General features: G+C 67.8%; 14 protein-coding genes and 1 pseudogene. 7 read left to right on the forward strand and 8 right to left on the reverse strand.

The features are described 5' to 3' along the window. Positions 1–258: 258 nt before the first annotated feature. Positions 259–393, forward strand: coding sequence for a hypothetical protein (locus EJK15_RS76460; protein WP_276615439.1), 135 nt, complete (start codon positions 259–261; stop codon positions 391–393). Positions 394–449: 56 nt separating this feature from the next. On the opposite strand, the gene sigJ is transcribed toward EJK15_RS76460, so the two are convergent. After that, positions 450–1,388 carry an RNA polymerase sigma factor SigJ gene (sigJ, locus tag EJK15_RS29135; protein ID WP_138713672.1) on the reverse strand — a complete coding sequence of 313 codons (939 nt, stop codon included), beginning with the start codon at positions 1,386–1,388 and terminating at the stop codon, positions 450–452. A 156-nt stretch (positions 1,389–1,544) separates the two neighbouring features. Here sigJ and EJK15_RS29140 point away from each other — a divergent pair, with 156 nt between their 5' ends. The 3 genes from EJK15_RS29140 to EJK15_RS29155 all read left to right on the forward strand — a co-directional run bounded on the left by EJK15_RS29140 (position 1,545) and on the right by EJK15_RS29155 (position 3,518). After that, a complete protein-coding gene (locus EJK15_RS29140) occupies positions 1,545–2,174 on the forward strand; it encodes an LUD domain-containing protein (protein WP_138713673.1) in 630 nt (209 codons plus the stop codon). Between the two features lie 120 nt (positions 2,175–2,294). Continuing rightward, entirely contained in the window at positions 2,295–2,735 is a 441-nt protein-coding gene (locus tag EJK15_RS29145) for a YybH family protein (RefSeq protein WP_138713674.1), read from the forward strand. 318 nt (positions 2,736–3,053) lie between these two features. Then, the gene (locus EJK15_RS29155; RefSeq protein ID WP_138713675.1) at positions 3,054–3,518 is read left to right on the forward strand and encodes a hypothetical protein; all 465 of its coding nucleotides are present in this window, start codon (positions 3,054–3,056) and stop codon (positions 3,516–3,518) included. A 94-nt stretch (positions 3,519–3,612) separates the two neighbouring features. Here the strand turns inward: EJK15_RS29155 and EJK15_RS29160 are convergent, their stop codons facing one another. The 3 genes from EJK15_RS29160 to EJK15_RS29170 are packed head-to-tail and all read right to left on the reverse strand — an operon-like array spanning position 3,613 to position 5,920. Further along, positions 3,613–4,164: a DUF1707 SHOCT-like domain-containing protein gene (locus EJK15_RS29160; protein WP_138713676.1), complete on the reverse strand. Its 552-nt coding sequence runs from the start codon at positions 4,162–4,164 to the stop codon at positions 3,613–3,615. Beyond that, positions 4,161–4,979 carry an ABC transporter permease gene (locus tag EJK15_RS29165; protein WP_138713677.1) on the reverse strand — a complete coding sequence of 273 codons (819 nt, stop codon included), beginning with the start codon at positions 4,977–4,979 and terminating at the stop codon, positions 4,161–4,163. Before EJK15_RS29165 ends, EJK15_RS29160 begins: the two co-directional genes overlap by 4 nt. Beyond that, entirely contained in the window at positions 4,976–5,920 is a 945-nt protein-coding gene (locus EJK15_RS29170) for an ATP-binding cassette domain-containing protein (protein WP_206061159.1), read from the reverse strand. The genes EJK15_RS29165 and EJK15_RS29170 overlap by 4 nt, the downstream gene beginning before the upstream one ends. Before the next feature lie 86 nt (positions 5,921–6,006). On the opposite strand from EJK15_RS29170, the gene EJK15_RS29175 reads away from it, so the two are divergent. Next, positions 6,007–6,984: a TetR/AcrR family transcriptional regulator C-terminal domain-containing protein gene (locus EJK15_RS29175; protein WP_240777280.1), complete on the forward strand. Its 978-nt coding sequence runs from the start codon at positions 6,007–6,009 to the stop codon at positions 6,982–6,984. Here EJK15_RS29175 and EJK15_RS77730 read toward each other — a convergent pair. After that, a pseudogene (locus EJK15_RS77730) lies at positions 6,937–7,269 on the reverse strand (hypothetical protein); the annotation flags it as partial. The gene EJK15_RS29175 and the pseudogene EJK15_RS77730 overlap by 48 nt on opposite strands. A 304-nt stretch (positions 7,270–7,573) precedes the next feature. Between EJK15_RS77730 and EJK15_RS29185 the strand changes: the two are divergent. Further along, positions 7,574–8,938, forward strand: coding sequence for an ankyrin repeat domain-containing protein (locus EJK15_RS29185; RefSeq protein WP_138713680.1), 1,365 nt, complete (start codon positions 7,574–7,576; stop codon positions 8,936–8,938). A 284-nt stretch (positions 8,939–9,222) separates the two neighbouring features. Next, complete coding sequence (locus EJK15_RS70940; RefSeq protein ID WP_171074596.1) at positions 9,223–9,393, forward strand: hypothetical protein; 171 nt, start codon at positions 9,223–9,225, stop codon at positions 9,391–9,393. A gap of 48 nt (positions 9,394–9,441) precedes the next feature. Here EJK15_RS70940 and EJK15_RS29190 read toward each other — a convergent pair whose 3' ends face one another. From EJK15_RS29190 to EJK15_RS29200, 3 genes are read right to left on the reverse strand one after another with little or no spacing between them, the layout of a single operon-like run. Beyond that, on the reverse strand, positions 9,442–11,169 hold the full coding sequence (locus EJK15_RS29190) for a glycoside hydrolase family 13 protein (protein ID WP_138713681.1): 1,728 nt from the start codon (positions 11,167–11,169) through the stop codon (positions 9,442–9,444). 42 nt (positions 11,170–11,211) lie between these two features. Beyond that, positions 11,212–12,126 carry a carbohydrate ABC transporter permease gene (locus tag EJK15_RS29195; protein ID WP_138713682.1) on the reverse strand — a complete coding sequence of 305 codons (915 nt, stop codon included), beginning with the start codon at positions 12,124–12,126 and terminating at the stop codon, positions 11,212–11,214. After that, a complete protein-coding gene (locus EJK15_RS29200; protein ID WP_138713683.1) occupies positions 12,123–13,106 on the reverse strand; it encodes a carbohydrate ABC transporter permease in 984 nt (327 codons plus the stop codon). Before EJK15_RS29200 ends, EJK15_RS29195 begins: the two co-directional genes overlap by 4 nt. Positions 13,107–13,114: the final 8 nt, after the last annotated feature.

The following is a 13,114-nucleotide window of genomic DNA, read 5'->3' on the forward strand; positions in this document are numbered from 1 at the left end:
TCTTCGGCTCGATGTTCGGCCTGCCCGCCGCCTTCCTCGTGCCGGTCGGCGCCTTCCTGGTCGCCTTCGCCGCGACCCTCCTCTACCTTGCCGCTCGCCCGGTGGTGAACAGGGGCGGCGGTGACCGAGCGGGACTACTTCGCCACCCTGGAGTTCGCTCCGCGGACGCTGGCGGCCCGTTCCCCCACCCGAGCGTGAGGTCGCCCCGCCGAGAGGAAGTTTCGCATTGTCGAACTGCTGAAAAGGGCCATCACTTCGTTGCTCGCACCAGAGGCGTGGACCTCGCCGCTACCTTGGGACGCTCTAGCGGCGACGGTCAAGAAGTTCGTGGGCGAGGTGCGGACGGGCGTGACCATGATCGGCATCGAGCCCAGCTTCGTTCCCGCTCCTTGAAGGTGTCCCGCTGCTGGGTGGCGGCTGTGAGCGGACCGGTGGTACGGGGACGCGCGTCAGCCCGTCGTCCAGCGACGGAGTTTCTCGGGATTGCGTACTACCCAGATGTGCTTGATCCGGTCGCCCGCGACCTCGAACGCGAACACCGTCACGGTGACGCCGTCTTGCTGAGCCACCAGACCGAGCTGACCGTTGACCGTACGCTCCAGGAACGTCATGTTGCCGGGCACCCGTCCGGCGATCTCGACCCAGGCGTGCGCGATCTGCTCGCCGCCTTCGATGGGGCGCAGGAAGGTCGTGGCGAGGCCGCCGCCGTCGGCGATCGCCGTGGCGTCGGGGTCGAGGAGGGCGATGAGGGCGTCGATGTCCTTGGCTTCCCATGCCTGCTTGAAGTCCCTGACGATGCCGGCGCGCTGGGCTGCCGGAGTCGCGGAAGGCTGCGACGCGCGAATGCGGCGGCGGGCCGAGGAGGCCAGCTGGCGGCACGCCGCCGGGGTACGGCCGACGATCTCGGCCACCTCGGCGAAGGAGTAGCGGAAGACATCGTGGAGGATGAACGCGACGCGTTCGGCCGGGGTCATGGATTCGAGCACGACCAGGAAGGCCAGGTTGACCGACTCGTCCAGGGTGATCCGGTCGGCCGGGTCGACGGTGGTGCCGCCCGGCCGCCCGATGATCCACTCCGTACGTTCGGGCAGCGGCTCGGGGATCCATTCGCCCACGTAAGTCTCCCGCCGGGCCCGGGCGGAGCCGAGCAGGTTGAGGCAGATGCGGCTGGCGACCGTCGTCAGCCAGGCACCGGGGGACTCGATGGCGTCCTGCTGCTGCTGGGACATGGCGTACCAGCGAGCGTAGGTCTCTTGCACGGCATCCTCGGCCTCGGCCAGGGAGCCCAGGAGCCGGTACGTGAGATTGATCAGCTGACGCCGCTCGCTCATGATCGCGTCCAGGCCCGTATCGGGCCGGCCGTGTCCTGGCCCGGATCGGGTGGTCATGGTGCCGACGGCTCCCTCGGTCGCATCTGCCCTCACCAGTTCGACAAGACAGCGCACCGGAATGTGAGGCCGACGTGTCGCCTCACATTCCGGAGGGCCGCGTTGTCGTACTGCTGAGACGAATACATCATCTAAACGACCAGCCCAGGAGTCACCATGACCACCCCGATGCCGGCAACAACGTTCGCCGACCCGGCACCCGCGCGGCGACTGGAGCGGGCGGCCACTGCGCTGACCGCACATGGTTTCACCGTGGAAATCCTCGACGACGCCGCCGCCGCGCGTACCCGCATCAAGGATCTGATACCAGAGGGCGCCAGCGTGTTCACCGGGGCCAGCGAGACCCTCCGCCTGTCTGGCATCGATGAGGACATCAACGCCAGCGGGCGGTACCAGGCCATCAAGCCACGTGTCCTGGCCATGGACCGCGCCACCGGCGCCGACGACATCCGGCTGCTGCTCGCCAGCCCCGACGTCGTCGTGGGCAGCGTCGCGGCGCTCACCGAAACCGGCTCCCTCGTGGCCGCCTCGGGCAGCGGAAGCCAACTACCCAGCTACGCCGGCGGCGCCGCCCGCGCGATCTGGATCGTCGGGGCGCAGAAGGTGGTACCCGACCTGAGCACCGCGCTGCGCCGCATCGAAGACCACTGCCTCCCGCTGGAAAGCGCACGCACTCAGGTGGCCTACGGGTGGCCCAGCGCCATCAACCGCCTTCTCATCCTCAACGCAGAACCCCACCCCGGGCGCGGCACCGTCCTGCTGCTCCGCGAAGCCATCGGATTCTGAACCATGCAATGACTTCGAGCGATTCTCAAGTTAGTACGCCGCGGGCCTGACATTCCGGGGTGCTGTGTCGTCGTACTAGCGAGAAGCCAAGATGCCACACCGAATGGAAGGGATGGGTAGATGCCTACGCAACGCGAGGTAGACGAAGCCAAGATTCGGCAGCACGTCGGCAACATAGTCGAAGGAATCCGGGCCAAGGATCTCGAGGGCCTGAAGAAGCTTTACGCAACGGACGTCGTGTCCTTCGACGTCGAGCCACCGCTGCAGCATGTAGGGATAGAGGCGAAATTGAAGAACTGGGCGAACGCGTTCACGTTCTTCCAGAATATGACTTATGAGGTTCGCGACCTGACACTCACCGTGGGCGATGATGTGGCATTCGGGCACTGCTTCGGCCGGCTCAGCGGCACGCTGAAGAACGGGACGGCGACGAGCGGTATGTGGGTTCGGGGCACTTTCTGCTTCCGGAAGATCGACGGCAATTGGTTGATCGCACACGATCAGGTTTCTGTGCCGCTCGATATTCTGAGCGGCAAAGGAGTGACCGACCTCGAGCCCTGACGAGTCGCAGAAGTTCGGGACGTGCGGGCGGTGCTGCCCGTTGAACCACTGACCTGGTTTCGCAGGCCGGGGGCGTGGCGGTGCTTCGGCAGATCGGCTGGACGCCGGTCATCATCGAGCGGGCTGCCGGCCGGCGGTCCGGTGGATATTTCATCGCGTTGTCCGGCGCAGCCGGAGCCGGCCGTTCCGCCTCCGCGCGGGGCGGCCTCGTTATCTGGGGTTGTCCAGCGAACCTGCTGGTCAGCCGGTTGAAGGTCGTTAAGCCACGTCAGGCGAGTAGGCTGACCGCGATCGCCTGCGACGGTGAAGGAGCCGCTCATGACCGCCGACCCAACGATGGCCCGGATCGGCCAGGGGGTGGAGTTGCATCACCACCAAGGTCAGCGTGAAGCCGCTCGCGAGTTGTTCGCGCAGATCTGGGACGACATCGGCGGCGAGCAAGGCGACCCGCTGCATGTTTGCGTCCTTGCCCACTCGATGGCCGATGTGCAGGACGACGTGCACCAGGAGCTGATGTGGGATCTGCGAGCGCTTGCCGCCGTCGGCCTGATCACTGATGAGCGGGTGGCCCAAGCCGGGGTGCCGCTTTCGGTGGCCGGCTTGTATCCGTCGTTGCACCTGAACTTGAGTGAGTGCTATCGCAAGCTGGGCGATCTCGGCCGCGCCCGTGAGCACCTCCAGCAGGCGCGGGCCGGGATCGGCGCACTTGCCGACGACGAGTATGGGCAGCTCATCAAGAGTGGACTGGAGCGGCTGGCCGAACAGTTGGGTGAGACCGTCTGACTGCGAGCCCAGGCAAGTAGGCTGCCCGCGACCGTCGCGTCAGTGGGCCGTCGAAAGGTCCATGAGCCGCGTGAAAAAGTTCGCCGCTGGGGCCTCAACGCCACGCGTGGCGGATCCTCAGGCGTCCCATTCCCATGGTCCCGGAGATGCGGATCGTCGGCCCGCCGGGGTGGGGGCGCCGCCGGGGCTTGTAGAGCGTGCCCTTCCATCCGGTGTGCAGATGCTCGATGTCGATGATGGCGTCACGAGGCACCGTGATGCTGGCCCTGCCGGTGCCGAGTTGCACCTCGATGTCGATGACCGGGTGCTCGATGACCGCCCGGGACAGGTCTAGGCGCACCCGTCCGAGTGCGGATTCGATCTTGAGGATCCGCGGTACCCGCCATGCGCCGCGTCGCCGGATCCGTCCGCTGGCGGCGGCGATCGTGGACGTGGTGGCCGCGTTCTCGACCGGAAGGGAGGCCAGAGCCTGCATGAGGTCGCTGTGCGTCTTGGCGGTGAGCACCTGGTGGAGGCGTTGGTCCAGCGCCTCGTGGGAGAGGTGCCCTTCGGCGTATGCCTCCTGCAGGCGCATCACGGCCGTGTCGCGGTCGCGTTCGCTGACCAGTGGCGGCGGGTTGTCAGGCCCACTGGCCTGGGCGTTCACCGCCCCCTGCGCATGTAGGCGCGGAGCGACAGCGGGACGAAGATCACCAGCAGCGCGGCCGACCAGAGCAGGACGGCGGTCACCGGATGCGCGAGCGGCCAGGCCACGTCTCCGGACGGGGCGCCCGGGTTGCCGAACAGCTCCCGTGAGGCGGCGGTGAGCGCGCTCACCGGGTTCCAGTCGGCCAGGAAGCGCAGCCAGCCCGGCATGCCGCCGGTCGGGACGAACGCGTTCGACAGCATCGTGAACGGCAGGCCCAGCGGCACCATCGCGTCGGCGACCTGGTCATTCTTCACCGCCAGGCCCACATAGACGCCCACCCAGCTCAGCGCGTACCGCAGCACGATCATCAGCAGGAACGCCTGGGCCGTGGGGATCAGGCCGCGGTGCGGCTGCCAGCCCACCAGCAGGCCCGCGCCCACCATGATGGCCAGCATCAGCAGGCCGGTCAGCAGGTCGGCGCCGGTCTGCCCGAACGGCACCGCCAAGCGCGCCATCGGCATGGAGCGGAACCGGTCCATCACACCGCGGGAGGCGTCGGTGGCCATCCGCGTCATGACCCCCAACCACGCGGAGAAGGTCACCATCGCGAACAGGCCGGGCATGAGGTACTCGCGGTAATCGCCGCCGCCCGGCACGGTGATCGCACTGCCGAAGACGTACCCGAACAGCACCACCATGATGACCGGGAAGACCAGCGCGGCGACAATCTGCCCGGGCTCTTGCCGCAGCCGTCCCAGCTCGCGGCCGACCAGGGTCAGTCCGTCGGTGAGCGTCCAGCGCAGGCGACCCAGTGGCGAGGTGAGGGCGGTCATCGGACGGGCTCCTTGCGGTCGGTGAGGCGCAGGAACACCTCGTCGAGAGTGGGGCGGCGCAGGCTCACGTCGGCAGCGGCGACTCCGGCGCGGTCGAGCTCGCGCACGATGTCGGCGAGCCGGAAGCCGCCGCCGGGCAGGGCGATGCTGAGCCGGTCGGCGCCCGTCACCGTGGGGTCGGTCCCGGCCACGGCGTTCAGCACGGTCTCCGCCTCAGGCATCGCGGCGGGGTCTTCGAGGGTGACGTCGAGGCGGTCCCCGATCGTGGCCTTCAGCTCGTCGGGGGTGCCGGTGGCGATCACCTGCCCGTGGTCGATGACGGCGATGTCGTCGGCCAGGTGGTCGGCCTCGTCCAGATACTGCGTGGTGAGCAGCACCGTGGTGCCGTCGGCCACCAGCTCGCGGATGCTGTCCCAGATCTCGCCGCGGCTGCGCGGGTCCAGGCCGGTGGTGGGCTCGTCCAGGAAGAGCACGTCGGGGCGCAGGATGAGGCAGGTGATCAGGTCGAGTCGGCGGCGCATGCCGCCGGAGTAGCCGGCGACCGGCCGGTCGGCGGCGTCCATCAGGCCGAAGCGGTCGAGCAGCTCGTCGGCCCGCCGGTGCGCCTGGCGCCGGGACAGGTGGGAGAGGCGCCCGAACATGCGCAGGTTGCCACGGCCGGTGAGCTTCTCGTCCACGGCGGCGTGCTGGCCCGCGAGCCCGATCCTGGCGCGCACCTTGCCGGCCTCGCGGACGACGTCGTATCCGGCGATGCGGGCGTGCCCGGCATCGGGATCGGACAAGGTCGCCAGGATGCGCACCGCGGTCGTCTTCCCCGCGCCGTTGGGCCCCAGCACGCCGCAGACCGTTCCTCTCGGAACGCTCAGGTCCAGCCCCCGCAGCGCATGGGTGCCGCCGAAGGACTTGTGCAGCCCTTCGGCGACCACGATCGGATCCGCCATGAAACCTCCACTGGGTACCTTGTACGCGGTCATGGCGGCCAGACTAAGGGACTGGGTACTATGTACGCAACCAGGAGGGTGGAACGGTGACCGACGCCGAGTACGTGAACATCTGGATGCGACCCGAGCGCCCCGCCCGCGGGCCGAAGCCGGCCTACAGCCGCGCGCAGATCACCGAAGCGGCCGTCCGGATCGCCGACGCCGAAGGGCTGGAGGCCGCCACCATGCGGCGGATCGCCGCCGAGATCGGCGCCGGCGCGATGTCCCTCTACCGGTACGTCCCGAGCCGCGACAACCTGGTCGAGCTCATGGCCGACCGGCTGATGGGCGAGATCGACGTCACGGGCATGCCCTCGGGCGACTGGCGCGCCGACCTGACCCGCTACGCCGACGGGCTGCGGGCCATGTGGCTGAGGCACCCGTGGATCGCCACCGTGCAGCGGTCACTCCCCAGCCTCGGCCCCAACCAGCTGCTCTTGATCGAACGGCTGATGGGAGTGCTCGACGCCTTCGTCTCCATCGACGAGAACCTCGGCCTCATGGCCATGCTGAACAGCTACGTCGAGGGCACCGTCCGCGAGGAGAACAGCTCGGCCGAGGAAGTCCGCCGCAGCGGGCTCAGCGAGTCGGAGTGGATGGCGCGGAGCTACCCGTACGTCGACCGGCTGGTGAAGAGCGGGGAGTACCCGATCTTCACCAAGATCGTGATGGAGGCGCGCCAGCCGCACCTGAGCCGCGACGACCAGTTCCGGCACGGGCTGGAGCGCGTCCTCGACTGCATCGCCGCGGCCCTCCCGCGGGCGGCCGAGCCTCCGGCAGAGGTCATCCGGCGCAACCGCGCCCCGATCGCGCAGCCCGACCGGCCCAACGTCCCTTGTGACGAAACCCCCGCCATGGCGGCCAGCAAGACTTTCGACCGTGACGAAACGACGGGCGATCTCACCTCGGCCCCCCGCTGCCCTGTGTGCGGCAATGCCATCCCCAAAACCGTCACCGGCCGGCCCCGCCAATACTGCTCACGGGCATGCCAACAAAGCGCTTACCGCACTCGAAGAAGGGCTTGATCCACCGATCGCGGGCATGCCGGGCCAGGCCGAGCAGCACCCCGATAGCCGTTGGGCGGCGTCTGCTTGGCGCGGGCGAGACGTTCCTTGAGCCAGGCGGCCTCGTCGCCGGGATCGTGCAGGACGACGTGGCCGTGGATGTTGACGCGTTCGCTGCTCCACTCGTCGAACGCCTGGCGCAGGGTCTTGTCGGTGAGCCCGGGCGTAGACGGTCGTCATTTCGGAGCTCTCGTGGCCGTAAAGACGCTGGACGACATGCCGGGCGACGCCCTCGTTGATCATGCGGGTGCCGAGCGTGGAAGGCCAGAGCCGGTGAACAGGTCGATGAGCGCCCGGACCGGAACGGTGCTCTGGCTCACTCGGAGAGCGTGTACGTAGGTGGTGACAGACCTGAACCCCCGGAAAACTCTTCGACGCTTCCTAACGGTTGCCTCCACGCAGAGCCGATTACTACTCTGAAAGGAGCGTGCGAGGGCGCTGCCAGTCCGCGGGCAGGGAGTTTCCCACCTCGAGCAGCACGTCAGCGCACTGGACAAGACCAACCTCTTTCCGGCCGGGCAAGCGGACCTCGGCGACGAAGGAGGTTGCGATGTCCGATCGTCATTTCGAGCTGCCGGCTCATCCGAACCTGGAGTACTACCGCAAGCAGGCCAAGCACCTTCATCACGCGTACGCGGCGGGCGATGCGGCAGCCGAAGCCCGGGTTGCCGACGTGCTGAGCGATCGAGCCGCCGAGCGGTTCCTGCTCAGCGACGCCCAGTTCGTGCTCGCTCAGGAACACGGATTCCGGACCTGGGCCGAGTTTCGCGCCCACGTCGAAAGCCGCAGCACCACCGAAGAACGGCCGGTCTCCCGCCTCATGGGAATCAGGCCGGGCATCTACGCCTCGATGGCCGACGCCCTCCTCGTCGAGTTGCGCCGCGACGATCCCGGCGCGCTGCAACGGTTGCGGGCCTACGTACCCCGGCACGCCACCGCGGCCTCCGCCGCCACCGCCGAGCCTCGCGACGCGCGGCTGATCATCGCGCGGGAGCTCGGCTTCCCGACCTGGCAGGAGCTCGTGTCGTTCACCGAGAAATCCCGGCGCGATCTCGGCGAACGTCGGGAGAAGCGGCGGCAGCTGCACCGCGAGGCCGAAGCCCTGCTGGCCGGCGACACCGATCGCCTGGCCGGTCTGACCGCCGAGCAGGCCGATACCCTGCTGCACATGCTCGCGGGCCCCGAGACGATCCCCGGTGTCCGGCTCGAGAAGGAGCTCGGCGTGCCACGCGCCGCAGTCGATGTCCTGCTCAGCAAGGCCACCAACCTGGATCTCCCGCTCACCTGGGCTGCCGGCTTCAACCGGGTCGACTACGTGCGCCTGCTGCTCGACGCCGGCGCCGACCCTGGCATCCGGAAATGGGGCATCACCCCGCTGGAGAACGCCATCTACCACGGCAACACGGAGGTCGTCGACCTGCTCGCCGAGCGCGGAATCGTCCCGCAGGCGCTCTGGACGTATGCCGCCTGCGGCCGGCTGGATCTGGTGCGGGCCTGTTTCGACGCGGACGGCAGCCTCCGGCCGGATGCGGCGTCGGCGCGCCCCGACCTCGCCGACACCGGCGCAGGCTTTCCGTCTCGGCTGCCGCCGATCGACGATCCGGAGGAGATCGTGGGAGAAGCGTTCGTCCATGCCTGCCAGCACGGCCGGATCGAGGTCGTGCGCTGGTTCCTCGACCGCGGCGTCCATCCCGACGTCGCGCCCTACCTCGGGCGGACCGGCCTGCACTGGGCAATCCCGGGCGGTCGTCTCCAAGTGATCCGCCTGCTCCTGGAGCGCGGTGCCAACCCATCCATCCGCGACGATCTCCTCCAAACCGACGCCGACGGCTGGCTGCACATAGCCTTCGCCGCTCGCCCACACGATCCCGTGGCTCAGCAGCTCCACGATCTGATCGAGTCTCGATCGCGCTGAGTTGCCGCTGCGGGTCCGGGCTGCCCAAGTCGCGATCAACCCGTACGTCGACTTCGATTTCACCGACTCCAAGGCCGGCGTCTGTGCCCCCGGCGAACGCCAAGAAACCGCCCTGATCACCATGCTGGATGAACTCCTCGCATGGTCCCATGCCCCTCCGAGTGCTGCGGGACCCCCACCGCGAGCGCCGATCCCCGGCCTGGGCCGACCTGATCCTGCCGACAGCCACCATCCACCACGGAGTCTGCCGGATGGCTTACTCCCAGAACTCATTAGGACCCAGGATGAAAGTAGAGGTATACGGCGATATCGCGTGCCCGTGGTGCCGCCTCGGCACGCACCAGTTCCACCGCGCGGTGGCCACGGCCGGTGCAGAACCGGACGTCGAACTGATCGTCGGTGTGACCAGCACCGAGGCGCTCGGCGAGGCGCTCCGGCAGGCCGGCGGCCGGTAAGGGCGACATGGTCGCCCTTACCGGGCCCGCAGAGGATCATTTGCGGAGTCAGCGGCGGTAGACCCGGGTCTCGAAGGGGCGCAGCCGCCACGAGGTGGGCTCACCTGGATAGTTGGCGAGCAGGAGCCGGGCCTCGAGCCATGTGGAGGCCTCGGGCAGCGATCCGGCGTCGGCCTCGTCGCCGGACAGATTCGTTACGACCAGGAGCTCGGTCCGCTCGTGGCGGCGGGTGAACGCGTAGATCTGCTCGTGTGAGGGCAGGGCCAGAGTGAAGTCTCCTCGGGAGACGGCCGGCTCCTCATGTCGCAGGGCGATGAGTCTGCGGTAGTAGTTGAGCACCGAGTCCGGATCCTCCAGCTGGCGCTCGACGTTCACCTCGGTGTGGTCGGGATGTGCGTTCAGCCAGGGGATCTTCGTACTGAACCCGGCATGCGGCGAGCTGTCCCACTGCATCGGGGTGCGCGCGTTGTCCCGGCTCATGACCCGCAGGATCCGCATGACTGACTCGGGATCCTCGCCGCGCTCCACCCTGTCCCGGTAGTGATTGAGCGACTCGATGTCGCGGAACTCGCTCACGTCGCGCCAGGGGTAGTTCGCCATGCCGATCTCGTCCCCCTGGAAGATGAAGGGCGTGCCTCGATGCAGGTGCAGCATCGTGGCCAGCGCCTTCGCCGAGGGGACGTGCAGCTCGCCAGGACCGCCGAACCGCGACACGCTCCGCGGCTGGTCGTGGTTGCCGAGGTAGAGGGTGTTCCATCCGGTGGTGGCCAGCCCCTCCTGCCACCTGCTGAGTGACGCCTTGAGGTCCGCAGGGCGCGGCGTGCGCACGTCGAACTTCCCTGCCGGGCCCTGGTCCACCTGGACGTGCTCGAACTGGAAGACCATGTCGACGCGCGGCGAGCGGCGGTCCGTGATCGCCCGCGCCTGCTCCAGCGTGACGTTCGGCATTTCGCCCACGGTCAGCACGTGGTCTCGGCCGGCGAGCACCTCCTTGCGCATCTCCATGAGGAACTCGTCCAGCCGCGGGCCGCAGAGGTAGAACGGGCTGCCATCGCCGAAGTCATCTTGGGGGATCGGCAGGCCGTCCGGCAGCAGGACGTCCTTGGAGATCATGTTGATGACGTCCATCCGGAAGCCGTCGACGCCGCGGTCGAGCCACCATCGCATCATCTGGTGGACGGCCTGGCGAACTTGCGGGTTCTCCCAGTTGAGATCGGGCTGGCGACGCGAGAAGAGGTGCAGGTAGTACTCCTGCGTGCTCTCGTCGAACTCCCAGGCCGAGCCCGAGAACGCCGCCCTCCAGTTGTTCGGCTCGGAGCCGGGCTTTCCCGGGGTCGTCCCAGGGCGAGCCGGACGCCACCAGTACCAGTCGCGGAACGGGCTGGACGTGCTCGACCGTGCGGCGGTGAACCACGGGTGCTCGTCGGAGGTGTGGTTGACGACGAGATCGATGACGACCTTGATCCCTCTCGCGTGCAGCGCGGCGACCAGCTCGTCGAAGTCGGCGAGCGTTCCGAAGAGCGGGTCGATGTCCTGGTAGTCGCTGATGTCGTAACCACCGTCGTCGTGCGGCGATGGGTAGATCGGGGACAGCCACACGATGTCGACGCCCAGATGGCTCAGGTAGTCCACCTTGTTCAGCACGCCTCGCAGGTCGCCGACGCCGTCGCCGTCGGAGTCGGCGAAGCTGCGCACATAGATCTGGTAGACGACTGCCGAGGTCCACCAGGGCTCCTCGTGGGAGCGGGCGCCGGAGGCGGCCTGAGGTGTGGGCATGAAAGAGGGTCTTTCTCTCGGAGGGGATGGGATCGGCGGGCGTCAGCCTTTGACGGAGCCCGCCGTGAGGCCGCGGACGAAGAAGCGCTGCAGGGCGAGGAAGAACAGGATCGGCACGATCATCGAGATGAAGCCGCCGGCGGTGACCATTTGCCAGCCCTGGCCCTGCTGGCCCATGAGCCCTTTGACGGCGACGGTGATCGGCTCGTTCTCGCCCGGTCCGATGAAGACGAGGGCGATGAGCAGGTCGTTCCAGACCCACAGGAACTGGAAGATCGCGAATGACGCGAGCGCCGGCACCGACATGGGCATGATGAGCCGCCAGAACATGGTGAAGTGGGTGGCCCCGTCGATCTTGGCCGATTCGAGCACCGCTTTGGGCAGCGTGGCCATGTAGTTGCGCAGGATGTAGATCGCCAGGGACATGCCGAAGCCGATGTGCGCGAGCCAGGCCGCCGGGAACGTCCCGGTGATGCCGAAGTCGCCGTACAACTGCAGGATCGGCACCAGGGCCACGTAGTTCGGCACGACGAGCAGGCTGACGATCACGATGAAGAGCGTGTTACGCCCCGGGAAGCTCATGAACGCGAACGCGTACGCCGCGAACGCCGCGATGAGCAGCGGGATGAACGTCGCCGGCAGGGCGATGGCGAAGCTGTTGACGAACGCCTGGTCCAGGTTCGCCTGTGCGGTGACCTCGCTGTAGGCGCTGGTCGTGAGCCGCCCCAGCGAGGCCGGGTCGGTGAAGATGGTCCACCACCCGAGCATGTTCGCGTCGTCCTTGGTGCGGAATGACGTGATCAGCAGGCCCAGCGTCGGGATGATCCACAGCGTGCAGACGAAGATCACTGTGGCCTTGGCGACCGGGGTGGCCTGCCCTTGGCGGCGGAGCGCGCCGCGCGAGGCGGCGGGCTTCTCGGCCGCGGGAGGGGCCGGGAGACGTTCCGTGACGCTCATCGCCCGGCCTCCTCTGCGCGGAAGTGGCGCACCTGGTAGATCATGATCGGAATGATGGCGATCATCAGCATGACCACGATGGCGGCCGCCTTGCCGTTGTCGAAGTTCGTGAAGAGCTCGTTGAAGAACTGCACGCCGATGACGTTCGTGTCGAAGTCACCGTTCGTCATGACGTAGACGATGTCGAACAGCTTCATGACGCCGATCGTCACCGTGACGAAGACCGTGATGATGGTCCCGCGGATCTGCGGGACGATCACCTTGAGAAAGACCTGCCGCTCGCTCGCCCCGTCGATCCTGGCCGCCTCCAGCGTGTCGGCCGGCACACCCTTGATGGCGGCCGACAGCAGCACCATGGAGAAGCCGACCTGTGCCCACAGCAGCATCACCATGAGCTCGAGGCTGTTGAACTTGAAGTCGGTGATCTGCAGCCAGTTGATCGGGTCGAAGCCGAGGCCGGTGACGATCGCGTTCTGCACGCCGATCTGCGGCTCTCCGGGCGGGTTGGCCGCGTAGACGAAGCGCCAGATGGTCCCGGCGCCGACCGCCGAGATGGCCATGGGCATGAAGATGGCCGTCTTTGCCAGCTTCTCGGCCCGCGGCCGCAGGCGGTCGGCCAGCACCGCGATCCCCAGCCCCAGCGCGATCGTCACCGCGGGCACGATGACGATCCACAGCAGCGTGTTGACCAGCGTGGAGCGGAAGCCGGCCGACCCCAGCAGCGAGATGTAGTTGTCGAACCCGACGTACCCGGTGCTGTCGGCGTTGGCGAAGCTGAAGTTGATCGTCTGGATCGCCGGATAGATGAGATAGAGGCTGATCGCCAGGAAGGCCGGGCCGATGTAGACGTACGGCTTCAGGCGGCCCTCCCACTTGCCCGGTAGCAGCCCCACCAGCCGGTTGAGCACCCAGAACAGGATCAGGGCGCCGCCCACTCCGGCGACAACGGCCAGGACGGCGTTGATCGTCTTGATCAGCATGGCGGCGC

It is taken from the genome of Nonomuraea basaltis (assembly GCF_005893125.1).
GTDB lineage: Bacteria > Actinomycetota > Actinomycetes > Streptosporangiales > Streptosporangiaceae > Nonomuraea > Nonomuraea basaltis.